Genomic DNA, 23,207 nt, shown 5'->3' with positions numbered 1-23,207 from the left:
TTCGGGGCGTCTATTCCTCGTCGGCGTCCGCCGACTCGTCGTCCTCGACCTCGTCGTCGGTCGCGAGCAGGTCGCGCTCGGCGAGGATCGACTCGAGGTCCTCGGCCGGTACCTCGGCGTACTGCTCGTCGTCGACGGTGATCGTGGCGACGCCGACGCCCTCGGGGGTGAGCCCGTCGTCGTTGGTCTGTGCGAGGGTGTCGAGCGCGAGCCCGATCGCCTCGTCGGTGGTGATCCCCTCCTCGTACTCCGCCTCGAGGTAGTCGCGGAGGTCGCTCCGGTCGGAGCCGATGGAGAGCGCCTGCCACTCGTAGGGCGTCCCGGAGGGGTCGGTCTCGAAGAGGCGGGGCTCGCCGTTCTCGATCCCGCCGACGATGAGCGCGACGCCGAAGGGGCGCGCGCCGCCGATCTGGGTGTACTGCTGGATGTGGTCCGTTATCGTCTTCGTCAGCGTCTCGATCCCCATCGCCTCGCCGTACCGCAGGCGGTTCACCTGCGCCTGCCGGCGCGCGAAGTCGATGAGCTGGCGGGCGTCGGCGACGTGGCCCGCGCTGGCGACGCCGACGTGGTCGTCCGCCTTGTGGAGCTTCTCGATGCTCGCCGGCTCCATGAGCGGGGACCGGGCGCGCTTGTCGGCCGCGAGGACGACGCCGTCCTCAGCGCGGATGCCGACGCTCGCCGTGCCGCGTTTGACCGCCTCCCGTGCGTACTCGACCTGATAGAGCCTGCCGTCGGGAGAGAAGATGGTGATTCCTCGGTCGTACGCCTGTTGTTGGGATTGGCCCTGCATGATATCACTCGATGTCGAACGCCGCCGCGCCGACGTACCCCGACTCGGTCCGCACGTCGTACGCGTCGCCGCGCACGACGGCGGACCGATCGGCGTCCTCGAACGCGACGTCTCGCTGTGTCGAACTGGCGGCCGCGCGACCCATATATCTTTCTTCACAGGCACGGACCGTTCCGGAGATCCCGCGAACGCGGATCCCCACGGGTTCGCCGTCGACCGCACTCACGCAGCCGATCGTTGCTCGGGCCTCCTCGACGTGGCCGCGACGAACCCGGACGACCGCCTCGCCCGCACCGCCCGAAAACGAGAAGGAGAGCAGTTTCAGACCGGCGTCGGCGCTGCCCGCGTCGCCGAGGAGGTTGCCGGCGCCGTACCAGAGCGCGCGCTGGAACGCACGGCGGCCGATCTCGGCGTCCGGCCACGTCTCGATCCCGACGGCGAGGTACCGCCAGCGGGGCCGGAGGTGTTTCGGGAGGTGTTTCACGGGCCGGCCACCCGGTCGCTCCGCACGCGATCGCTCCGCGTCCGAACAGCCCCCATCCGGTCACTCCGCACCGGGCACCTCGTCGCCCGAGCCGATCCGCTCGGCGACGATCACGCCGACCTGGTCGTGGACGCGCTCGACCGCGACGACCGCGAAGCCGACGGACGTGAACGCCTCGACGAGGGTCCCGACCGTCGCGGGGTCGTCGACCTCCGGACTGTAGTACGGCTCGTCGGGGTCCGGCTCCTCGAAGAACATCACGTCGCCGAGGACGATCCGGCGCGCGCCCGTGTCGGCCATGACGCGGATCGCCTCGCGCTTCTCGTCGTCCGCGAGGTGATGGAGCGCGAAGTTCGAGGTGACGACGTCGATCGCCTCACGGTCCGGCCCCGCGAGGTTCGGTTCCCGGAACTCGCCGTACGCGAACTCGACGTTCGTGATCCGCGCCTCGGAGGCCTTCCGACGGCCCTCCTCCATCATCCCCTCGCTGACGTCCCGAGCGAGCACGAACTTCGCGTCCGGCGCGAGCGCGAGCGAGATCGCGCCGGTCCCCGCGCCGAGGTCGGCCACCACGTCGTCGGGGCCGGGGTCGGCGTAGCCGACGACGAGGTCCGCACAGGCGTGGTACTCGTCGCTCTTCGAGTCGTCGTACTCGGCGGCCTTCTCCGAGAAGCGGGCCGCGTGATCCTCAACGCTCCGTTTCATACCGTCCACGTCGGACCCCCGGCTCAATGAACCTCCCGGAGAGTCGCTCGCGGTTCCGCTCCGCGATCGAGCCCCACGCACGCAGCCCCTCGCGGACCCACTCCGGATCGAACCCCGCCTCCTCGGCGACGGCGACCATCTCACGGGGCGCACGGAGTTCGAGGTGGGAGGCGGCGTTGGCGCTGACGACGTGCGGGGCGTCGTAGTAGGTCACGATCTCGCGGAGCTTCCGGAGGTCGGCGAGTGCCCGGACGCGGTTCCCGCCCGTCTCCCCGAGGACCGGCCCGAGGTCGAACTCCACGTGGACGCCGTTGTCGCGGGCGGCCTTCGCGAGGACGTGGTTGAACCCGCCCGGTCCCGCGTTGGGCCGAACGAGCACGTCGACGCGCGGCTCCTCGACCGCGTACCGGTTCAGGCGGTCGTCGCCGCCGACGACGCAGACGACCGTGTGTTCGGAGCGGTGGTTCCCGACCGCGCCGGAGGCCTCCCTCGGGCCGTCGGCGTCGACCTCCACCGCGTCGACGACGTCGATCCCGCACTCGTCGGCGATCCCGTCCGGATCGCTCTCCGGGGGCGTGGGGATCGCCTCGCTCCCCGCGCCGTCCGCCGGCTCCAGCGCGGCCCGCGTCCGGACGACGATCCCGTCGTAGCCGTACCGTGCCGCCGTCATGGCCTGTCGCGCGACGGTGGCGTCGCCGTCGGGATACGCGTGGACCGCCTCGTACATGCCCCGCGCTTCGGGGGCCCGCGGTATCGGCGTTGCGCTTCCGGGCGGCCGCGTCGGTGCGGGTCGATCCTCCCGCCTCACCACTCCCGCTCCTGCTCCCGAAGCCACGCTGGCCGCGGGTCCTCGGGCGCGAACCACCCGGCGAGTCCGCCGGGGTCGACCTCGTCGAACGCGATCCGCCGCGACCGGTCCGCGGCGGCCTTCGCGAGCGCGAACGGGACCACGTACGCCAGCGCGAACGGGTCGACGTCGGTCGCTGGCGCGAGCGGTCCGAGAGCGGCCGGGTCGACGGGGAGCGCGTCGACCGCCCCCGCGACGAGGACGAGCCCGAGAAACGAGACCGGCACCGCCACCATGCCGATACAGAGGTAGTAGGTGACGACCCGCTGGGCGGCCTCGAGGACCATGTACGGCGACCACTGCTCGTAGCGCGGGGTGACGAAGAACTCCCGACGGATCTCGGCCGCCTGCGAGACGCAGACCGCGAGCGACGCGGCGAGGACCGCCGGCGACGACGCCGCGGCGACCGGATCGGTGACGACCGTGTCGGCGAGGACGAGCGCCCCGAACGCGAGGAACCCGGCGATCCCGAGCGACCGGGCGACCACGGGGACGTTCCGTCGGTAGATCGGCGGCACTCGCTCGGCGACCGCGGAGGGAAGGACTCGGTCGACGACGCCGACCGGCTCGGGGTCGCCGCTCCACCGGTCCGGATCGATCTCGGAGTTCTCGGAGAAGCCGACGATGTAGAACTCGCGGTCCTCGAGGTCGATGGGCCGCTCGGCGAACAGCGCGGCGACGCTGTAGGCGGCGACCATCACGACGAGTTCGATCCAGTAGACGACGAGGACCTCGGCCGCGCGCCAGCCGAGGACAAGGACTCCGGCGACCGGGAGGAGGTTCGCGGCGAGCACGACCGCGAGACCGCCGCCGTCGCTCGAGGTGGAGGGTCGGAGGGCGGTCATCACACGTCGTGGATCCGGATGAGTGTTAAATCCCGTCGGCTTCGCGTCGACGCTCACGTTTCGCCCGCGTCGACGCCCGGGTTTCGACTCCCGACGGCCGGACTACAGCACGTCGCCGACCCGAACCGGCTCGCCGTCGAGATCCGGTTCCTCGGCCACTATCTGGATGATCTCGTGGTCGGTCACGTCGCGGTATCCCTTGCCCGTGGCCTCCTCGATCAGGTCCTTCTCGAGTTCGAACTCGATCCCCTCGTAGACGACGTCGACGCCGTCCTCGTTGAACGTCAGGTCCGTGCTCATGGTCGTCCTATCCCGTCAACCGATAAAAGGGGCGCGACCGACGGGATCGTGCGGCGGTTTCGCTTAATAAATATGAGGAACGACCGATTCGCGGTGCGGTGGCGCGCCTCCGAGCGAGCCATCGGCTCGCGAGGAGCCCGCGAGGGACGCGGAGAGCGCTCGAAGAGCGCGAGCCGCGAGGCTGGGGAGGTGTGAGGTGCGGGGCTGTGCGGTATGGGTGGGACTCAAAGGGGCAGTCGCGAGGACGACGGCGGCCGAAGCAAGGACCGCAGGAGCGAACATAGTGAGCGACGAGGACCACAGCGAGGCCCCCGAGTCCTCGCGACTGGGGCTTTGGACGTGTTCTCTGAAGTCGTGATCACTGTGCCGGTAACGACCCCGTTCTCATCATCCCAATCTCCATCGAAACAGCCGTTCTACGAGCACGTCTATAGTACGGACGCGCCATCCGTTCCGATCCGAAAACGACGCGGTTCGGAGACCGGTACGGCCTCCCCGGATCCGCGCCCTACTCCTCGTCCTCTTTCATCGCGCCGAGCCGGTCGACCAGCGCGTCGGTGTCCGCGCCACCCTCGACGGAGACGTCGCCGTCGTGGTCGTGTTCGTGGACGTTCACCGCGCCGTCCTCGTCGGTGTCGACCTCCTGTCCCCCCTGCTCGCTCTCGTCGTACGATCCGAATCCCATGTCCCGGACTTCGGGCCCGCAGTGAAAAACCCGCTGGCCGCGGGTCGCATCGAGAGCGATCCACACGCACGGGGCGGTCGCCCCATCGCCGCCGTCCGACGCCCGTCCGACGCCCCCTATCGTTTATGTCGCCGCGGGGACTTCCCACGGGTGTGTCACTGAGGGGGAGCGGTCCGATAGACGAGCTCTCGGTCCCGTCGGGGACCACCGTTGAGGAGCACGACGTGGTCGTCGACGGCGACGTGCTCGTGGGCGGGCAGTCGACCGTCGAGTTCGGGATCCGCGGCCGCAACGTCGCCATCGGCGAGCGCGTCGACGTCGGCGACGACATCGAGGCCGACGGCGACTGCCGGCTCGACACCTGGTGTTCCGTCGACGGGAACGTCCTCGTGGGCGAGGACGCCTACCTCGGCGAGCGGGTGAGCGTCACCGGCCGGCTGATGGTCTCCGGCGACCTCGACATCGGCGACGACGTGGAGATCGAGGAGGGGTTCGAGGCCAACGGCTGGATCGTCATCCGGAACCCCGTCCCCACGCTCGTCTTCTACTTCATCGTGCTCTCCCAGCTGTTGCGGGTCGGCGAGACGAACGCGGCCGACGAGCTGGCCGAGGCGCTCGCCGACGGCGACGACGTGCGCGACCCGCTCCTCGTCCCCCGCGGCGCGGAGATCTCCGACGACGCCTGGCGCGTCTCGACGCCCGCGACCGTCGGCGACGACTGCCGGCTCCACGGTAACCTCCGGGCGGAGTCGGTCGTCGTCGGCGAGCGAAACGAGGTGTTCGGCTCGCTGCGCGCCCGCGAGGACGTGGCCGTCGGCGCCGAGACCACGATCCACGGCGACGTGACCACCCGCGGCGGGACGGTCACGATCGAGGCGGACGCACACGTCCGCGGCGACGTCTCCGCCGGCGACCTCGTGGTCCACGACGGCGCGGAGATCGACGGCTCGCTGCGCGCCCGCGGCGAGATGAAACTCGTCCAGTCGGTCGCGGACGAGGAGTCGAATGCGGGCGACGAGACGGACGCAGGTGAAGGGTCGGACGCGGACCGGGAGACGGGAGACGGCGCGGACGAAGCGGACGAAGTGGATGAAGCGGACGAAGTGGATGAAGCGGATGACGGGAGCGACGAAGCCGATGAGGACGCCGACGGCGAAGCCGATGAGGGCGGTGAGGACGACAGCGACGGCGACGACGAGAGCGAGCTCGATGAGGACGCCGAACCCGAAGCGATCGAGGACGCCTCCGGTGTGGGCGAACCCGCGGCGAACGGTGACGGACCCTCGGAGAACGATGCCGGAGGTCCTTCGTCCGACTCGGAAGGGAGCACCGAGGGACTCCAGGCGGCGATCGCGAACGCCGAAGTCGACGGTGCGAACGCGGAGACGGCGGGGTCCGCCGACGAGACCGACGACACGGAATCCGAGGCCGACGACACGGAATCCGAGGCCGAAGGCGTAGATCCCGAAGTCGATGACGACGCCGAGGACGTTCCGAACGAGACGGCCTGACTACTTCTCGACCGCCGGCGCGAACACGTCCCGATGGAGCGACTCACAGACCGCCTCCGCGAGCGTCCGCAGGTTCTCCGTGTCCTCGCGGTTGTACGACACCAGCGTCTCGAGGGCGTCGTCGTCGCCGCGCTCGTACTCGCGCCAGAGCCTGACCGCGTCCCGACCCGACAGGTCCGGGCGGTCGCGGTCGATTCCGATCTCCTTCTCGATGGGTTTCAGCCCGCCCGAGAGCCCGATCCGCTTACACGGGTACATGAGATCGAGGTGGGGCGTGTCGACCTCGATCCCGAAGGAGGTCTCGAGGAACGGCACGTCGAAGCGCGCGCCGTTGAACGTCGCCAGCAGGTCGGCCTCGCGGAACCGCTCGCGGAGGCGGTCGGCGGTGAGGTCCCGGCCCGCCACCAGCGTCGTCGTCTCCCCGCCCTGGTGGAAGCTGACCGTCGTGACCCGGTCGCGGTGCTCGTCGAGGCCGGTGGTCTCGATGTCGAAGAAGCAGGTCTCCTCCCGGAAGTCCTCGTAGAGCCGCCAGCGCTCGCCGCTCGGAAACCGTCGGTCGAAGTACGCGGCGTCGCCGTCGTCGAGGCGGGCCCGGGCCTCGGCGATGAACGACTCGATCCGTTCCGCCGTGGTCGAGCCGACGCCCGCGACGTCGACGGCGGGGTCGAACTCGTCCCATGTCCGGACGCCTCGCTGCCAGAGCCGGCGCTCCGTGGTCTCGCCGACCCCCTCGACCGGAATGAAGCTGTTCTCGATGCGCATGTCCGCTACCGGGAGGCCGGCGGGCAAAAACCCCGCGCTGGCTCCGTCGAGACCCTCGGCGGTCGACCGCTTTCCGCACCGCAGTCGCTCGATACGGGATGTTCACGAAGCGATCGACGTACCCGCTCGAGGCGCTCCCGTGTGATGGACCGGTTCCGTCATCGCGGTCCGCTCCCCGAGCAGTTGATCGAAGAACGGTCTGCCGGCGTCGATCTCCTCCTCGGGGGCGTGTCCACTCCGCTCTCCTAAACGACCCATGTAACGACGGCGTCGCCTACGGCCTCGAGTATACGGTTCATACCGCGACGGAGTCACCGCGTGGTGTGTTTTCATCGTCGGCGAGCCGGAGTCACGTCGCGGGAGCACCTCTACTCGGCCGCGAGCAACGACAGCGCCCCGTCGCTCCCGCACAGCACCGAGTAGGACCTGTTTATGGTCTGTTATAACATACATACCAATACTCTCGCTTCGACGTACTTCCCATATGGAACGGGAGTGTACGAACGCCACTCGAAGTGGAGAGGGTTTCCGACGGCGATGAAGGACCGGCTTCGAGAACTCGTCGAGACACTGGTTCCGAAGGGGTCCGTCGTCCAACAGGCCGCGAAAGGCGGCGTCTGGATGACCGTGATCCGCGTCCTCAGTCAGGGCTCGTATCTCGTGATGCTTCTCGTTCTCGCGCGGTTGCTCTCCCCGCGCGACTTCGGCATCCTCGGTATCGCGCTGTTGACGCTGAGCGCGATCAAGAAGTTCAGTAACATCGGCATAAGCACCGCGCTCGTCCAACAGAAAGCGGAGGACGTCGACGAGTATCTGAACACCGCGTGGATGCTGGAGATCGGCCGGGGAGTACTGATCGTCGTCGCGCTGTTCCTCACAGCGCCGTTCATCGCGCGGTTCTTCGGCGAGGCGAACTCGGAGTTGACGGCCGTTATTCGCGTCATCGGCGTCTCGCCGCTGATATACGGGCTACAGAACCCCGCCGTCGTCTACTTCCGAAAGGACCTCGACTTCCACAAGGAGTTCGTCTACCAGACGACCAGTAGCTTCGTCCGATGTGGCGTCGGCATCGGGTACGCGATCGTCAGTCCGACGGTGTGGGCGCTCGTCGTCGCGTTCATCAGCGTGAACGCGTCGAAGGTAGTGCTGTCGTACGCCCTTCACGACTACCGCCCGTGGCCGTCGGTAGACCGAGCGGCCCTGTCGGAGCTCGTCGACTACGGGAAGTGGATCACGGGGGCGTCCATCACGCAGTTCATCCACAGCGAGGGCGATGACGTGTTCGTGGGCTGGTTCCTGTCCGCGACGGCGGTCGGCTTCTACCAGTACGCCCACCGGATCGCCGATATGCCCGCGACCCAGTTTACGCAGGTGATTACGACGGTCACCTTCCCGGCGTTCTCGAAGCTACAGGACGACGCCACGGCGCTCAGAGACGCGTTGCTGGGAACGACCCGACTGGTCGCAGTGGTCGCCTTTCCCGTCTCGGCAGGGATGGCGCTCATCGCGCCGTCGTTCGTGCCGGTCGCGCTCGGTGAAAAGTGGACGCCGATGATCCTCCCGCTCCAGTTGCTGTCGGTGTTCGGGCTCCTCCACGCGATAACGCGGCACTTCGGCGGCGTATTCAACGCACTCAATCGTCCCGACTACAACATGAAACTCGACGTGGTCCGTATCGTCTGTCTCGCGGTCGTCATCTGGCCGGCGACGGCACAGTGGGGTCTCGCGGGGACGGCGACTGCCGTCATCGGCGTCTACCTCTTCCCGATGTTCCCGCTCGACGTCTATGCCGTCTCGACGCTCATCGAGGCCCACCCCCTCGAGATCTTCCACGAGTACGTCTACCCGGCGATCGGGTCGGCGGTTATGTTCGGGAGTCTCTGGTACGCGCACGGCCTCGTTGACGTCTCCCCACTGGTCGAACTGGTCCTGACGGTGCCGATTGGAGCCGTCGTGTACACGGTCTCGGTGCTGTTGCTCGACGAGTTGTTCAGTTGGGGCATCAAACGGGACATCCGGCACATCGCTGCTGAAGTACAGAGCTAGCGTCGCCGACGCGCCGCGCGGCGGCGACGCAGAACTCCGAGCCGACGACGCTCCTGCGTGTCCTCTCCAGACCTTCGGTGAATCCGCGGCCGAACGGGTAGTACGTGAGAACCTACCCCTGTAGAATTACGAACGTCACCAGTCAGTCGGATTCCACAAACTCGGTAGTATCCGAGTAGATCCGCTTCGCTCGACACGCAAGCGAGTTCTTCCGGGTGTTTCATCACCTATCCAGTCTAACGGAAGTATCCGCGATCACTCGCCGAGGTCGAACGCCTCCTCGCCGTGTTCCTCGACCGCCGCGAGCAGTTCGTCGCGCTGCCGGCGGAGCTCGGGCGGCATGTCGGCGTACGTGTGGTCGAACATCGCGGCAGGGTCGGGCTCGACCGCCTCGGCGGCGTCTATCGCCTCGGCGACCAGGTCGTCGGCGCGGTCGTGGGCCGCCGCGACGCCCTCGTCGTCGATCCGGGCCGTCTCCCGGAGGAACGTCTCCATCCGGTCGATCGGGTCGATCGCCCGCCAGGGGTCGACCGCGTCGTCGTCGCGGTAGGCGGTGGGGTCGTCGGCGGTCGTGTGCGCGCCGTACCGGTACTCGACGAACTCGACGAGGACCGGACGGGTCGGCGGATCGTCGGAATTCCCCTCCTCTCCCTTGCTCGCGCCCGCGTCTCGCCCGGATCCGTCACCGCGAGCGCGCTCGGCCGCCTCCCGCGTGACCGCGTAGCTCGCGAGCGGGTCCATCCCGTCGACGCGGACTCCCTCGAAGCCGTAGGCCGTCGCCTTCGCGGCGAGCGTCGCGCTCGCGGTCTGGCGCTCGCGCGGGACCGAGATCGCCCAGCCGTTGTTGTGACAACAGAACAGGGTGGGCGTGTCGAAGACGCCGGCGAAGTTCATCGCCTCGTGGAAGTCGCCCTCGCTCGTCGCGCCGTCGCCGAAGTGACACGCCACCACGCGGTCCTCCCCGCGGAGGTCGAACGCCCACGAGGCCCCCACCGCGTGCGGCAGGTGCGCCGCGATCCCGATGTTGAGCGGGAACACGTTGCCCTCGGCGATCGCCGCCGTCCCGGACTCGTGACCCATCCAGTACGGGAGGTACTCCGCGAGGAGGTCGCGAGCGACGACCGCCCCGTGCTCGCGGTACTGGTAGCTGATCAGATCGCGTTCTGCGAGCGCGTGGGTCGACCCGACCGCCGATCCCTCCTGTCCGGCACAGGGGGCGTACGTTCCCATTCGCCCCTGTCGTTGGAGGCTGACGGCGCGCTCGTCGAACCGCCGGGTGGTGACCATGTCGCGGTAGATCCCGCGGAACCGGTCGTCCGAGAGGTCCGGAACGGTCGCGTCCGGGAGCGGCCGCCCGTCCGGCCCGAGCACGCGGTAGACGTCCTCGTCGGCGAGCGGGTCGGTCGCGGAGCCGGCGACGTCGGTGCCGTTCTCGTCCATGCCCCGTGACTGTGTGCTGCTGTCACAAGGCGTTAGCGGTCGGTCGCGGCGACGGTCGAGTTCGACGTGGCCGCACACGACTCGGTCGAGTCGCTGCGTTGACGGGCGCGCTCGGCGTGGGGCTTACACTCGTCGCGGGGTGTGCGTTCCGGAAACGACTCCTGCGGTCGTCCACGGCGTGACGCCGTCCGGGAGCCCGTTCGCGGTCGAACGGTCACTCGATCGATCACCCGATCGGTCGGCCGTCAACCCTCGGAACCCTCCGTGTCGATCGTCGCCGCCTCGTACTCGATCCCGGCCTCGTCGAGGAACGACCGTAGCGTTGCCATCCCGCGGTCGAAATCGAAGCCGACGCCGTCGATGTGGTCGTTCCCGTTCTCGGTCGGTTCGAGCTCCCAGTGACCGTGGAGTTCGATCCGTCCGTCCTCGCCGCGCCAGCCGCGGAGGTGCGTCTGCCACCAGCGATAGCTCGTCCCGTCGACCGTCCGTTCCTCGTACACCACGCGGGCGAGGTTCAGGACCTCGCCGCGCTCGTAGTAGGAGAACTCCCAGTTGGGCGCAAAGCTGAACGCGCCGAGCTCTCGTTCGAGCTCCGCGACGGACCGGTCGACGACGAGATACTCCCCGGACGGCCGCGACGCCGTGAAAAGCGCCTTCCGCAGCTGACGGTACGCGTTCCGAACCGCGTCGAACGGGACGTTGACGACGTCCCAGAGGTTGATCCCCGTCATCTACCCGACGGCGAACGACGCGAGTACGGTCGGAGCCGGACGGACGGACGGCGTGCGGTTCGTGGACCCGCCGGTCGGTCGTCGAATGCGCATAGTTGGCAATAGTCATCGAACTATTTAATTCCGGATGTCAAACACGTTTCGAGCGGAAACCGCCGCTTCAACCGCTGTGAGGACGTTCTTCGATCGATCCGTCATCCGTCAGCGGGACGGATCCCCTCCGCCGATCGGGACCGGCCGTCCGCGGAGGTCCCGCTCTCCCGTCACGTTTGATTTTGTCCGTGTAATATGATGGCGTGATCGTTGCTCGGTGGACGGACGGTTCGTGCGCAGGGACGACGCTTCGGGGCCGTGCGAACCACACGGTCGGATCCGAGCGGCGATCCGGGAGCGACGGCGTCAGTCGTCGCAGAGGTCGAGCCCCAGCTTCATCCAGAGCGGATAGGCGGCGAACATGATGACGGCGAGCACGTCCGTCCCCGGTCCCCTGGTCAGATCCGTGTCCAGCCCCGAATTCAGCATCCACTCGGGGCCGTCCTCGTCGGTGAACCACCAGGGGAGGACGTCGAGGTACAACAGCGTGCTCGTGGTGAGGAACACGAGCACGACGCCCGCCGCCAACCGGGCGCGGCGGACCGGCGATCCGACGTAGCGGTCGAGCAGGACGCCGATGCCCACGAGGGATGGGGGGTCCAGCAGAAAGCTCATCGTTCCGTGATACCTCTCCACACACAACTGTTGGTCCATCAATAATATAGATTTTGGTGGATCGCGGCGATCGCCGTTGACGGCCGGTTTCGGAACGCTCGCCGCTGCCCGTGGCAGCCGTCGCCCGGGGATGTCATCGGGATAAAACTTTTTCACTCGGTCGTCCGATCCGGCACCATGGTAACTAGTCGCATTGATGAGTGGGTGACCACCACGTGGCGGAGCGTGGCGTCGACCTGGGGGCTGCTCCTCGAGTTCGCGGGGATCGGTCCCGACGTCGACCCGCACACGCGGGTGACGTTCCGGGCCATCGCCGACGCGGTCGTCCCGGAGACGCCGGCGCTCGCGGAGGAACTCGGCCCGGAACACGTCGCCGGCGGGCTGGCGGTCGACCTCGACGAGTTCGCCATCACCTACGTGGACGACGGCTTCCAGTTCGGGCTTCCCCACCTCGGCCCCCAGGGCAACATGCCGATCGCTGACCCGATCGCCCACGTCCTCGACACGGCGGCGCTGACGCTGCTGGAGCGCGGGGACAACGAGGAGGAGCCGAGCCTCGACCGCGCGCTGTCGCTGCTCGGTCCGGACGATCCGTCGGCGGCGAAGACCGAAAGCGCGGTCGGCCCGTTCGCGAAGCTCTCCCGGCGCGACCGGCTGCGCGCCATCGCCATCCTCGACGAGTTCGAGGTCGAGTTCTCGCCGACCGACCACGACCTCCTCGAACTGGACGCCGGTCTCGTCGGGCAGCTGGTGGTCGGTTTCATGGAGATGATCTACTACAGCGAGTGGCAGGGATACGACGACTTCACCGAGCCGCCGAGCCGGCGGAACCACCCGAACGACCCGGACGCGGTCCAGAGCTGGCGACAGACCGGCTTCCCGGGGTTCGCGAACGGCTACGCCGCGCTGCGCGGCTACGTCGGCACGGACGACGGCCCGTTGGGTGACGGCGACGCGTGGACGACGATCGACGAAACGACCGGGGTCCGGATCCGCCGTGAGTCGGGGTCGTTCCGCGAGAACGACTACGACACGGGCGGCTACGAGGAGCCGTTCCCCGTGGAGTCGGGGTGAGAACGGATGGTCGAGGACAGCTACGACGCCATCGTCGTCGGGGCGGGCGGAGACGGACCGGTGACGGCGTGGAAGCTCGCGGAGGCAGGCCTGTCCGTGCTGGTTCTGGAGGCGGGGCCGTTCCACGGCAACGAACAGTGGCCGAACCCGCACGAGGAGCCGGGCGGGGAGGCCTCCTCGAGCGTCGAGGACCTGAGCGGCGACCTCCTCGACGAGCAGTTCACCACCCGCGAGTTCGAGATGATCACCAACCTCGTGTTCGGCCCGGCCGACCACGAGCGAGGGTTCTGGTTCCGGAAGTTCCCGGGCGACGGCGCCATCCTCCAGTGTGCCGGCGTCGGCGGCACCACCCTCCACTACACCGGATGCCACCCGCGTGCCTATCCGGCGTCGATCGACGAGCAGGGCCACTGGCCGATCGAGTACGCCGATCTGCTCCCCTACTACCGGGAGGTCGAGGAGATGTGCGAGGTGACGCCGGCACCCGTCACCGCCAAGGAGGAGCTCTTCTTCCGCGGGGCGGAGGCGGCGGGATGGGACCTGATCGAGGACCTGAACGTCACCGAGCCGGGATACCGCCCGCAGCCGAACGCGATCAAACAGCCCGACGGGAAGCTCCACGTGGACGCCGACTACGACGGAGACTTCACGTACCCCGACGTTGAGGGTGATTCCCTCGCGCTCGGCAACATCGCCGGAAACCCGCACCCGCGAGGCGCGCCCTTCGAGGAGAAGGCCAAACGAGCGAGCAACGTGAGCTTCGTGCCGGCGGCGTTGCGGACCGACAACGTGACGGTCCGGCCCAACGCCTTCGTCACCGACGTGCTGACCGAGACTCCCCGAGGCGACACGCCGACGGCGACGGGAGTGGAGTTCCGTGACACGTGGTCGGGATCGGTGGAGCGAGTGGAGGCGGAGGTGGTGGTGTTGGCGGCGGGAGCCATCGAGACGCCGCGGCTCTGGCTCAACGCCGACCTCCCCGCGAACGACTGGGTCGGGCGCGGGTTGACGATCCACTTCGGCGACAACGTGATGGGGCTGTGGGACCCCGACGACCTCGAGGAGACGATCGGGAAGCCGACGGTCGACCAACACGAGGGCCAGGACATCGCCGCCCGGTTCGACTACCCGGGCGTGGGGATGCTCCAGACGGTCGGCACCGCGCCCGGCATCGGCGCGATCCTCGGGTTCGGCGCGAGCGCGTCGGGGTTCGCCTTCCAAAACGATCCCGCGGACGCGCCGTGGGACACGATGGGACGGCTGGCCGGGGGAGACCTCAAACGACTGCTCTCCGATCACCGCCGGATGTTACAGATACTCGTCGTGAGCGACGACCGCCCGCATCAACGGAACGGGGTCACGGTCGCTCCGGGGGTCGCCGACGAGCACGGGCCGATCCCCGTCGTCAACTACGAGCCCAGCGAGGGCGACCGACGGCGCCGCGACGAACTCGCGCGGATCGCCGCCGACGTCCTGCGGGAGGCCGGGGCGTCCCACGTCCACCGTTCGGACTCCCCGCCGACCGCGCTTCACGTCCACAGCACGATGCGGATGGGGAAGGTCGTCGACGAGGCGTGTGAGGCGTACGACGTCGACCGGCTCTTCGTCGCCGATCACTCCGTTCTCGCGAACGGCGTCGGCGGCGCGAACCCGACGAACACGGGACAAGCGCTCGCGGCCCGGACGGGCGAGCGGATCGTCGAACGACACTTCTGATCACCGCAGTCGCTTCCGATCACCGCGGTTCCCACGCGCGTCCTCACACGTCCCGGCCGCGTCGGGTCGGTCACACGAGGCGCTCACGCCGGGTCTGTCACGGGTCGCTTGAGTACCAGCGAGTATCTCGAGTCGGCCTTCCACTCGCCGACGCTCCCCTCGTAGATCTCGCCCGACGAGTACACGCGCTCGTCGTCGAAGGCGATCACGTGTCGCGGCCAGGGGTAGGGAAGGTCCCAACAGAATCCGATCCCGATCCCGTCGCGGTCGTTGGCGACGGCCCACGAGAGCGCAACCAAAGCGTAGTCCTCGCAGTCCCCCCGGCCCACGTCGACGCACTCGCGCGGCTCTCGAGCGAAGTCCCTGACCCCGTTCCACGCGTCCTGTCTCCAGTCGTACTCCGACTCCGACCACTCCTCGAGATCGAAGGAGTCCCAGCGGTCGGCACGGTCCACGTAGCGGTCGGGCGCGATGAAGGTGAACGGCGTCCAGCGACGAACGTTCATGCCACCGGATTATCTGTCAACGATACTAATACTATGGACAGGGAGAAAGAGAGGAGGGGAAAAAGGAGCAGGGAGAAGTGAGAAGGGGAAGGGAGAAACGAAAAGGGGCAGGGAGAAGCCGAAACCCGCGGAAGGCCCGAAGACGGTGGAGAGCGGCGGTGAACGTGGAGAGCAGCCGAGGATCGGGAGTACTGTGGGGTACCGGGGACGGCCCCACGCCTCACGCTCAGGGCGTGATCACGGCGCGGCCGTCGATCTCCCCGTGTTCGAGCTTCTCGGCGACCTCGTTGACCTCGCCGAGGGCATAGCGACTCGTGTGGAGGTCGACGTCCCCCTGTTCGACGAGCGCGACCAGTTCCTGTAGCTCCGCGTATCGGCCGACGATGTTGCCGACGAAGGAGAACTCGCCGTTGACGAGCGCCTGTGCCGGCTCGTGGACGTGTCCGCCGTAGCCGATGACGTGGTGGTCGCCGCCCGCCGCGGTGACGTCGGGGGCGTACGCCGTGGTGACGTCCTCGCCGACGAAGTCGAGCACCTGTGCCGCCCCCTTCCCGTCCGTGATCCCCTCGATCTCGGACGGGACGTCGTCCTCGGTCGGGTTGACGAGGTGGTCCGCGCCGTACCGGTCCGCCAGACCGAGCGCGGACTCCTTCACGTCGACCGCGGTGATCCGTGCGGCGCTCATCGCGTCGAGACACTGGAGGCCGATGTGACCGAGGCCGCCGACGCCGATGACGACCGCGTGGTCGCCGGGGTTCAACTCGGCCACCGCCTTCTTCGCGGCGTGATACGCCGTGATCCCGGCGTCGGCGTGCGGCGCGATGTCCACCGGTTCGACGCCCGCCGGCAGCGGGATCACGGAGCGCTCGCTCGTGTGGAGGTAGTCGGCGAAGCCGCCGTCGGTCGTCAGCCCGTTGAACGCGTCGTTCTCGCAGTACATCGTCTCGCCGAGCCGGCAGGGTCGACAGGTCCCGCAGGTCTGTACCGGGTGACAGATCACCGGGTCGCCCTCGGAGACGATATCGACGTCCTCGCCCGTCTCGACGACCGTCCCGGCGTTCTCGTGGCCCAGCGTCATCGGCAGGTCCTGGGGGACGTACTCCTCCCACATCCCCTCGATGATGTGGTTGTCTGTCTGACACCACCCCGCGCCCTCGACCTCGACGATCACGTCGCTCGCGCCCGTCACCTCCGGACGGTCGACCTCGTCGATCGAGAGCCCCTCCGTCATGTCGTCGGTATACTCGTGGAGTCTGGCTGCTTGCATGTGGCATGAGATGGCGTGTCTATGTCCATAAACGTTCGTTCGGGTGTGGTGGTCGGGTCGGCGGAAACGGTCGGAGACGGCGGAGAAGGCGGGGACGGTCGGGGACGATCGGGGACGGCGGAGAAGGCGGGGGCGGCGGGGACGGTCGAAGGACGGCGTGAACGTCGGGTGCCGCGGAGACGGCAGGGACGCTATCGCCCGAACCCGTATCCTCTCCGGCGGTCCTCCCGACCCGACGGGTCGGACCGACCGGGGCGGGCGGGTCCGCTCACCTCCCCGTCGGCGTGGTCGCTCGCGGTCGCGTACGCCTCCTGGACCCGGCGGAACGCCTCCTCGTCGCCGCCCCGGTCCGGGTGCGTCTCCTTCACCCGTTCGCGGTAGGCCCGTTTCACCTCGTCCGCGTCGGCGTCGGTCGAGAGGCCGAGTTCCGCGTACGCGTCGGCGACGCGGTCGCTCCGCCGGGAGCGTTCGGGATCGGGGTCCCAGTCGGGTTCGGTCACGTCGAACGGGAGCCGCCGGCCCAGCCCGCGGCCGGGCATCTCGTGTTCGCACAACACGGCGTGGACGTTCTCGCCCTCGAGCCGGAAGTAGTCGTGCGCGTCGAAGGTCACGGCGACTCCGCGCGCCGGGAGGTAGAAGGGGACGACGACGCCGCCGACCGCGTGCTCCTCGAGGAAGCGCTCGTTGATCGCGGTGAGGTACGCGCGGATCTCGCCCCGACGCCGGACGTCGCCGCTCGGCGTCCCGCCGGCCGACCGTATCTCGTGCGGGAACAGGCGGTGTCCGACGTAGAACACGGCGGCGACGACGACGCTCGCGACGACGCCGAGCGCGACTCCCGCGAGCACCCACGACGGAACGGTTCCGATGCCGTCAACGGTCACGACCCCTCCTAACGGCCGCGCCCGTATCAACCTCTCGGGGGTCGGAACGCAGGATCCGAGACCGGAACGACGGCGACTCGGAGCGGCGAGCCGAGGGGCCGGGCTTTGAGAAGGTCACTGCGTCAACGACGACGGATGCCGACCGACTTACAGCAGGTCCTTCGACTCGAGCGCCTCGAGGACGTCGTCGACGAGCTCCTCGGCGGTGTCGTACGGGAAGTCCTGGTCGCTGCCGAGCTTGGCGGCCAGCTCCATCGCGGTGAAGCTCACGTCGCCCGCCTCGAACTTCGTCGCCGGCCCGTTCGGCAGCGCGGGGACGAGGTCCATCTGGTTCTGTACGGGGAAGTCGGCGTCGCCGAAGGCGTCCAGGAACTGTTCGCGGAGTTCCGCTTTGACGTCCGTCATGCCCCCACCTCTCCGGAGGGGCCGCAAAAGCGTTGTGGAACCACTAGAAATCGATTTATCGTTTTCCGTCCCGACCCGGCGACCCGACCCCACGACACCCGGATCCTACGGAACTTTGTCCGTGGCGGCGTTCGTCCCGGGTATGTCCACCACGTCCGACGACCCGTTCGACGGGGACGACGCGCTCGACGAGGACCTGCTGTTCGAACTGACCGAGGCCCGCGGGGTTCCGGGGTACGAGGACCGCGTCCGGGAGATCGTGCGCCGCGAACTCGCCGACTCCGTCGATCACGTCCGCACGGACGCGATGGGCAACGTCGTCGGGACGATCGAGGGCGACGCGGACCCTGACTACTCGGTCGCGGTGGCGGCCCACATGGACGAGATCGGCTTCATGGTCCGGCACGTCGACGACGACGGGTTCGTCCGGGTCGACGCGCTCGGCGGGTTCGACCCGCGCGTGCTCCGGGCCCAGCGCGTGACCGTCCACGGCGAGGCGGACCTCACGGGCGTCATCGGCTCGGTCCCGCCGCACACCCTCACCGACGAGCAGCGGGAGGCGGACGACGAGGTCTCGGACGTGTTCATCGACCTCGGCCGCGACCCGGAGACGGTCGCCGACCTGGTGAGCGTCGGCGACCTCGTCACGCTCGACCAGACGACGACGCGGATGGGCGACTGCGTGACCGGAAAGGCGCTCGACGACCGGGTGTGCCTGTTCGCTGCCCTCACGGCCGCGCGCCGGATCGACGACCCCGACGTCACGATCCACTTCGCCGCGACGGTTCAAGAGGAGGTCGGGCTCCGGGGCGCGCACGCGCTCGGCGTCGACATCGATCCGGACCTGGCGATCGCCCTCGACGTCACCGTCGCCAACGACGTGCCGCAGATCGGCGAGGCGGCCGACGCGGTGACGAGCCTCGGAGACGGGGCGGCGATCAAGCTCAAGGACTCCTCGGTGATCACGAGCCCGAAGGTCCACCGGCGGCTGACGGAGACCGCGGAGGCGAGGGACATCGACCACCAACACGAGGTGTTGCCGGCGGGCGGCACCGACACGGCCGGGTTCCAGACGCCCGGCGGCGCGAAGCCGGTCGGCGCGATCTCGATCCCCACTCGATACCTCCACACGGTGACGGAGACGGCGAACGTCCGAGACGTCGCGGCGACGGTCGACCTGCTGACGGCGTTCCTGGTGTCGGAGACGGGCGAGCACGACTACACGCTTTGAGGCCGAGTCGGGGCGTCGACGGCGGCGGGCCGGGGCGGCGGCGGCCGAACGGACTTCGCGTCGTCGACCGTCCACGCCATACCAAACCCGTTTTAAGCGTCGGCGCCGAACCGCCTTCCAAGGTAGATATCCATGGAAATGCCACGCCGCTTCAATACGTACTGCCCCCACTGTGACTCCCATCAGGAGCACGAGGTCGAGAAGGTCCGATCGGGTCGTGCGACCGGCATGAAACGCGACGCGCGACAGCGACGCCGCGCGCTCGCGACGATCGGGAACGCCGGCGGATACTCGAAGGTGCCCGGTGGCGACAAGCCCACTAAGAAGACGCACCTGAAGTACCGCTGCAGCGACTGCGGGAAGGCCCACATGCGCGAGGGATGGCGCGCGGGCCGACTCACGTTCCAGGAGTAACCATGGCGGGAAGCTTCCACCGCGTGCTCTGTGCGGACTGTGAGAACGAACAGGTCGTCTTCGGCAAGGCCTCCTCGGTCGTGTCGTGTGCCGTCTGCGGCACGACGCTCGCGACCCCGACCGGCGGGGAGGCCGAGCTGCACGGCGACGTCGTCGAAACCGTTGAGGCGCGGTAACCGCCTCGCCCCCCATCATGAAGTACAGCGGCTGGCCCGAACCCGGTGAGCTCGTCGTCGGCGAGATCGACGAGATCGCCGACTTCGGCGTCTTCGTCGACCTCGACCAGTACGAGGAGAAACGCGGCCTGTGTCACATCAGCGAGGTCGCCTCCGGCTGGATCAAGAACGTCCGCGACCACGTCCGCGAGGGACAGACGGTCGTCGCGAAGGTCCTCGAGGTCGATCAGTCCTCGAACCAGATCGACCTGTCGATCAAGGACGTCAACGAACACCAGCGCAAGGAGACGATACAGGACTGGAAGAACGAGCGCAAGGCCGACAACTGGATGCTCATCGCGCTCGGCGAGGACGTCGACGACGACCGATACACCGCGGTCGCGAACGCGCTCCTCCGCGAGTACGACTCGCTGTACGACGCCTTCGAGGCCGCGGCGATCAGCGGACTCGAGGCGCTCGAGGACGTGGACGTGGACGACGACGCGGCGGAGGCGATCGTCGACGCGGCCCGGGAGAACGTCTCGGTCCCGTACGTGGACGTCACGGGCTACGTCGACCTCGAATCGACCGCCGCCGACGGCGTCGACGACGTCAAGACCGCCCTGGAGGCGGCCGAGGGGAACGGCGAGATCCCGGACGGCGTCGAGCTCGACGTGGGCTACGTCGGCTCGCCGGAGTACCGGATCAAGGTGCGCGCGCCCGACTACAAGACGGCGGAGGACGAGCTCGAGGCCGCCGCGGAGCGCGCCCGCGAGGCGATCGAGTCCGCCGGCGGCGCCGGGTCGTTCCATCGCGAACGGCGCGAGGACGACGAGTAGTCGTCGTCACCGCATCACCGCGGACCTCCACTTCACGACTCCCCCTCACGTCCATGCGCTCCGACATCCGCGTCTGTTCCGACTGGCAAACGACCCACGAGCGGCCGGTGTACACCCTCGGCGACCGGTGTCCGGTGTGTGACGCTCCCGCCGAGAACAGCGCACCCGCCCCGTTCGACCCGACCGATCGGTACGGCGAGTACCGCCGCCGGGCGCGCTCGGACGGGCCCGAGTGAGACGGGGCGCACGCACCCGGTCCGCGCTCCCGTCGAATAGCCACCCTCTTGTGACCGCCGCCCGGACGGGAACCGTATGGACGACATCGAGATCGACGAGGTGGCGACGCCGGAGCTCGACGACCCGGTGCTGATCGAGGGGCTCCCGGGCGTCGGCCACGTGGGGAAGCTCGCGGCCGAACACCTCCTCGAGGAGTTCGACGGCGAGCTCGTCCGACGGGTGTACGCCACGGAGTTCCCCCCGCAGGTGAGCGTCGACGGCGAGGACGGGGTCGCGGAACTCACCTGTGCGGAGTTCCACGCCGTCGAGACCGACGGCGCGGACCTGCTCGTGTTGACCGGCGACCACCAGGCGGGGTCGAACGCGGGCCACTACCGGCTCACCTCGACGTTCCTCGACGTCGCCGAGTCGTTCGGCGCGGAGCGCGCGTTCGCGCTCGGCGGCGTCCCGACGGGCGAGCTCGTCGAGGAGTACACGGTGCTCGGCGCGGTCTCCGAGGAGGGGCTCGCGGACGACCTCCGCGAGGCCGGTGTGGAGTTCCGCCCCGACGAGCCGGCGGGCGGGATCGTCGGCGTCTCCGGGCTCGTGCTCGGACTCGGCGGCCGTCGCGGGCTCGAGGCGGCCTGTCTGATGGGCGAGACGAGCGGCTACCTCGTCGACCCGAAGAGCGCGCGGGCGGTGCTCGAGGTCCTCGAGGACCTCCTCGAGTTCGAACTCGGCTATGACTCCCTCGAGGACCGCGCCGAGGAGATGGAGGAGGTCGTCGGCAAGATCCGCGAGATGCAGGACGGCCCGGCGGTCCCCGACGACGACCTGCGATACATCGGGTAGGCCGTCGCTTCCTCCTCGCTTGCGTCTCCGTTCGCTCTTACCTCCGTTCGCTCTTACCTCCGTTCGCTCTTACCTCCGTTCGCTCTCACCACCTCTCGCCTCCGTCTCCGTTCGTTCCCCGGTCCCCGCTTCCGGCAGAGCTAAACGGGATCCACGGTCATCGATCGTGTATGACCGAGGTACGCGTCGCCGGCGTCGGACTCACGCGGTTCGGGAGCCACCCCGAGCGAACGGGTCGGGACCTGTTCGCCGAGGCGGCCGACCGCGCGTTCGCGGACGCCGGCGTCGAGCGGGATGACGTCGGGGAACTGAACTACGGCAACTTCATGGGCGCGCTCGCCGAGCATCAGGGCCACCAGGCCCCGCTGATGGCGGAGGCGGCGGCCGTCCGCTGTCCGGCCACGCGCTACGAGTCGGCGTGTGCGTCCGCGGGCGTCGCGGTCCGCGAGGCGGTCCGAACGGTCCGCTCCGGCGAGGCGGACGTCGTCCTCGCCGGCGGGATGGAGCGGATGACGAACCTCGACACGGAGGGAGCCACGGAGGGGCTGGCGATCGCGGCGGACGACCTCTTCGAGGTGCGGGCGGGGGTCACCTTCCCCGGCGCGTACGCGCTGATGGCCCGCGCCTACTTCGAGGCGCACGGCGGGGATCGCGAGGACCTCGCGCACGTCGCCTCGAAGAACCACGAGAACGCGCTCCCGAACGAGTACGCGCAGTTCCGAACCGCGGTCTCGGTCGAGGAGGCTCTCGACTCCCCGCCGGTCGCGGAGCCGCTCCACCTCTACGACGCCTGTCCGATCACCGACGGCGCGAGCGCGCTCGTGTTGGTCTCCGAGGAGTACGCGGCCGAAAACGACGTGGACGCGCCCGTCGCCGTGACCGGCACCGGCCAGGGGACGGACCGGATGGCGCTCGCGGACCGGGCCGACCTCGCGTCGACGCCCGCGGCCGCCGACGCCGCGACCGCCGCCTACGACGACGCCGGCGTCGGTCCAGCCGACGTCGACGTGGCCGAGGTTCACGACTGTTTCACGATCGCGGAGGTGCTCGCGGTCGAGTCGCTCGGGTTCGCCGAGCCGGGCGAGGGGATCGCCGCCGCCCGCGACGGGCTCACGACCGCCGACGGCGACCTCCCGGTCAACCTCTCGGGTGGACTCAAGGCGAAGGGGCACCCGGTCGGGGCGACCGGCGGGTCACAGATCGCGGAACTGACTCGCCTGCTGCGCGGCGACCACCCCAACAGCGAGCACGTCCCCGACGCCGACGTCGGCGTCGCACACAACGCCGGCGGGACGGTCGCCAGCGCCGTCGTCCACGTGCTGGAGGTGGCGGAATGACCGACCGAAACGAGGGGTACGACGAGTGGATCGACGCGCTCTCGGAGGGCGCGGGCTACGCGCTCGTCTGTCCCGAGGGCCACGGCTCGCTGCCGCCGCGGCGGGTGTGTCCGGAGTGCGGGGCGTCCCCGCTCTCGGAGGAACCCCTTCCGGAGACGGGAACGGTCGAGACGTACACCGTCGTCCACGTTCCCTCGCCGCGGTTCGCCGACGACGCGCCGTACGTCACCGCGGTCGCCCGCTTCGGACCGATCCGGCTGACGGGGATCGTTCGCGGGGTCGATGGCGACCTCGAGGGCGTGGGCGACGGCGACCCGGTCGAGGTCGGCACCGCGGTCGAGGCCGGCGTCGGAGAACGGGAGACCGACGACGGACGGATCGTCGTCCTTCGGCCGGTCGAGACCTAAGAGAGGCGCGTCGAGAACGGCGGGCGTTTCGGGACTCGAACCGATCCGGC

The 23,207-nt window shown here is 69.0% G+C and carries 27 protein-coding genes; 12 read left to right on the top strand and 15 right to left on the bottom strand.

What is annotated here, in order from left to right:
- Window positions 1-10 precede the first annotated feature (10 nt).
- The 7 genes from psmA to F3H10_RS09270 all read right to left on the bottom strand — a co-directional run bounded on the left by psmA (window position 11) and on the right by F3H10_RS09270 (window position 4,656).
- Entirely contained in the window at window positions 11-790 is a 780-nt protein-coding gene (gene psmA, locus F3H10_RS09300) for an archaeal proteasome endopeptidase complex subunit alpha (protein WP_149784500.1), read from the bottom strand.
- A 4-nt stretch (window positions 791-794) separates the two neighbouring features.
- A complete protein-coding gene (locus F3H10_RS09295; RefSeq protein ID WP_149784499.1) occupies window positions 795-1,274 on the bottom strand; it encodes an Rpp14/Pop5 family protein in 480 nt (159 codons plus the stop codon).
- 60 nt (window positions 1,275-1,334) lie between these two features.
- Window positions 1,335-1,979: a class I SAM-dependent methyltransferase gene (locus F3H10_RS09290; protein ID WP_149784498.1), complete on the bottom strand. Its 645-nt coding sequence runs from the start codon at window positions 1,977-1,979 to the stop codon at window positions 1,335-1,337.
- Window positions 1,963-2,706: an RNase P subunit p30 family protein gene (locus F3H10_RS09285; RefSeq protein ID WP_149784497.1), complete on the bottom strand. Its 744-nt coding sequence runs from the start codon at window positions 2,704-2,706 to the stop codon at window positions 1,963-1,965. Before F3H10_RS09285 ends, F3H10_RS09290 begins: the two co-directional genes overlap by 17 nt.
- A 77-nt stretch (window positions 2,707-2,783) precedes the next feature.
- A complete protein-coding gene (locus F3H10_RS09280) occupies window positions 2,784-3,671 on the bottom strand; it encodes a DUF6498-containing protein (protein ID WP_149784496.1) in 888 nt (295 codons plus the stop codon).
- A gap of 102 nt (window positions 3,672-3,773) precedes the next feature.
- Window positions 3,774-3,971, bottom strand: a complete 198-nt coding sequence (locus F3H10_RS09275) for a DUF5800 family protein (RefSeq protein WP_142986680.1) — start codon at window positions 3,969-3,971, stop codon at window positions 3,774-3,776.
- A gap of 508 nt (window positions 3,972-4,479) precedes the next feature.
- Window positions 4,480-4,656, bottom strand: a complete 177-nt coding sequence (locus tag F3H10_RS09270) for a DUF5786 family protein (protein ID WP_149784495.1) — start codon at window positions 4,654-4,656, stop codon at window positions 4,480-4,482.
- Between the two features lie 152 nt (window positions 4,657-4,808).
- On the opposite strand from F3H10_RS09270, the gene F3H10_RS09265 reads away from it, so the two are divergent.
- On the top strand, window positions 4,809-6,167 hold the full coding sequence (locus tag F3H10_RS09265) for a polymer-forming cytoskeletal protein (protein WP_149784494.1): 1,359 nt from the start codon (window positions 4,809-4,811) through the stop codon (window positions 6,165-6,167).
- Here F3H10_RS09265 and F3H10_RS09260 read toward each other — a convergent pair whose 3' ends face one another.
- The gene (locus tag F3H10_RS09260; protein ID WP_149784493.1) at window positions 6,168-6,929 is read right to left on the bottom strand and encodes a ribonuclease H-like domain-containing protein; all 762 of its coding nucleotides are present in this window, start codon (window positions 6,927-6,929) and stop codon (window positions 6,168-6,170) included.
- Between the two features lie 537 nt (window positions 6,930-7,466).
- On the opposite strand from F3H10_RS09260, the gene F3H10_RS09255 reads away from it, so the two are divergent.
- The gene (locus tag F3H10_RS09255) at window positions 7,467-8,975 is read left to right on the top strand and encodes a lipopolysaccharide biosynthesis protein (RefSeq protein WP_149784492.1); all 1,509 of its coding nucleotides are present in this window, start codon (window positions 7,467-7,469) and stop codon (window positions 8,973-8,975) included.
- Window positions 8,976-9,230: 255 nt separating this feature from the next.
- Here the strand turns inward: F3H10_RS09255 and F3H10_RS09250 are convergent, their stop codons facing one another.
- The 3 genes from F3H10_RS09250 to F3H10_RS09240 form a co-directional block, all read right to left on the bottom strand.
- Window positions 9,231-10,415, bottom strand: a complete 1,185-nt coding sequence (locus F3H10_RS09250; protein WP_149784491.1) for a thiamine pyrophosphate-dependent dehydrogenase E1 component subunit alpha — start codon at window positions 10,413-10,415, stop codon at window positions 9,231-9,233.
- 245 nt (window positions 10,416-10,660) lie between these two features.
- Entirely contained in the window at window positions 10,661-11,146 is a 486-nt protein-coding gene (locus F3H10_RS09245; RefSeq protein WP_149784490.1) for a hypothetical protein, read from the bottom strand.
- Between the two features lie 399 nt (window positions 11,147-11,545).
- Window positions 11,546-11,854: a hypothetical protein gene (locus tag F3H10_RS09240; protein WP_149784489.1), complete on the bottom strand. Its 309-nt coding sequence runs from the start codon at window positions 11,852-11,854 to the stop codon at window positions 11,546-11,548.
- A gap of 177 nt (window positions 11,855-12,031) precedes the next feature.
- On the opposite strand from F3H10_RS09240, the gene F3H10_RS09235 reads away from it, so the two are divergent.
- Together F3H10_RS09235 and F3H10_RS09230 are read left to right on the top strand one after the other, a co-directional pair.
- Entirely contained in the window at window positions 12,032-12,928 is an 897-nt protein-coding gene (locus tag F3H10_RS09235) for a hypothetical protein (protein WP_149784488.1), read from the top strand.
- A 6-nt stretch (window positions 12,929-12,934) separates the two neighbouring features.
- Window positions 12,935-14,644, top strand: coding sequence for a GMC oxidoreductase (locus F3H10_RS09230; protein WP_149784487.1), 1,710 nt, complete (start codon window positions 12,935-12,937; stop codon window positions 14,642-14,644).
- Between the two features lie 83 nt (window positions 14,645-14,727).
- Here F3H10_RS09230 and F3H10_RS09225 read toward each other — a convergent pair whose 3' ends face one another.
- From F3H10_RS09225 to F3H10_RS09210, 4 genes are all read right to left on the bottom strand, one after another.
- Complete coding sequence (locus F3H10_RS09225; protein ID WP_149784486.1) at window positions 14,728-15,150, bottom strand: hypothetical protein; 423 nt, start codon at window positions 15,148-15,150, stop codon at window positions 14,728-14,730.
- Between the two features lie 226 nt (window positions 15,151-15,376).
- Complete coding sequence (locus tag F3H10_RS09220) at window positions 15,377-16,417, bottom strand: NAD(P)-dependent alcohol dehydrogenase (RefSeq protein WP_149784485.1); 1,041 nt, start codon at window positions 16,415-16,417, stop codon at window positions 15,377-15,379.
- Window positions 16,418-16,608: 191 nt separating this feature from the next.
- The gene (locus F3H10_RS09215) at window positions 16,609-17,301 is read right to left on the bottom strand and encodes a J domain-containing protein (RefSeq protein ID WP_149784484.1); all 693 of its coding nucleotides are present in this window, start codon (window positions 17,299-17,301) and stop codon (window positions 16,609-16,611) included.
- Window positions 17,302-17,448: 147 nt separating this feature from the next.
- Window positions 17,449-17,706 (bottom strand): MTH865 family protein, encoded by a 258-nt coding sequence (locus F3H10_RS09210; RefSeq protein ID WP_149784483.1) that lies wholly within the window; start codon window positions 17,704-17,706, stop codon window positions 17,449-17,451.
- 142 nt (window positions 17,707-17,848) lie between these two features.
- Between F3H10_RS09210 and F3H10_RS09205 the strand changes: the two genes are divergently transcribed.
- The 8 genes from F3H10_RS09205 (at window position 17,849) to F3H10_RS09170 (ending at window position 23,157) form a co-directional block, all read left to right on the top strand.
- Window positions 17,849-18,937, top strand: a complete 1,089-nt coding sequence (locus F3H10_RS09205) for a M42 family metallopeptidase (RefSeq protein WP_149784482.1) — start codon at window positions 17,849-17,851, stop codon at window positions 18,935-18,937.
- 132 nt (window positions 18,938-19,069) lie between these two features.
- Window positions 19,070-19,351, top strand: coding sequence for a 50S ribosomal protein L44e (locus tag F3H10_RS09200; protein WP_066414660.1), 282 nt, complete (start codon window positions 19,070-19,072; stop codon window positions 19,349-19,351).
- A gap of 2 nt (window positions 19,352-19,353) precedes the next feature.
- Window positions 19,354-19,527 carry a 30S ribosomal protein S27e gene (locus tag F3H10_RS09195; protein WP_149784481.1) on the top strand — a complete coding sequence of 58 codons (174 nt, stop codon included), beginning with the start codon at window positions 19,354-19,356 and terminating at the stop codon, window positions 19,525-19,527.
- Between the two features lie 17 nt (window positions 19,528-19,544).
- Complete coding sequence (locus F3H10_RS09190; RefSeq protein ID WP_149784480.1) at window positions 19,545-20,345, top strand: translation initiation factor IF-2 subunit alpha; 801 nt, start codon at window positions 19,545-19,547, stop codon at window positions 20,343-20,345.
- Between the two features lie 53 nt (window positions 20,346-20,398).
- Complete coding sequence (locus F3H10_RS09185) at window positions 20,399-20,581, top strand: RNA-protein complex protein Nop10 (RefSeq protein ID WP_149784479.1); 183 nt, start codon at window positions 20,399-20,401, stop codon at window positions 20,579-20,581.
- 76 nt (window positions 20,582-20,657) lie between these two features.
- A complete protein-coding gene (locus F3H10_RS09180) occupies window positions 20,658-21,413 on the top strand; it encodes a proteasome assembly chaperone family protein (RefSeq protein ID WP_149784478.1) in 756 nt (251 codons plus the stop codon).
- Window positions 21,414-21,583: 170 nt separating this feature from the next.
- Window positions 21,584-22,750 (top strand): thiolase domain-containing protein, encoded by a 1,167-nt coding sequence (locus F3H10_RS09175; RefSeq protein ID WP_149784477.1) that lies wholly within the window; start codon window positions 21,584-21,586, stop codon window positions 22,748-22,750.
- The gene (locus F3H10_RS09170; RefSeq protein ID WP_149784476.1) at window positions 22,747-23,157 is read left to right on the top strand and encodes a Zn-ribbon domain-containing OB-fold protein; all 411 of its coding nucleotides are present in this window, start codon (window positions 22,747-22,749) and stop codon (window positions 23,155-23,157) included. The genes F3H10_RS09175 and F3H10_RS09170 overlap by 4 nt, the downstream gene beginning before the upstream one ends.
- Window positions 23,158-23,207: the final 50 nt, after the last annotated feature.

It is taken from the genome of Halorubrum aquaticum (assembly GCF_900113615.1).
Lineage (GTDB): Archaea > Halobacteriota > Halobacteria > Halobacteriales > Haloferacaceae > Halorubrum > Halorubrum aquaticum.
This window is presented reverse-complemented; position numbering and strand designations above follow the sequence as displayed.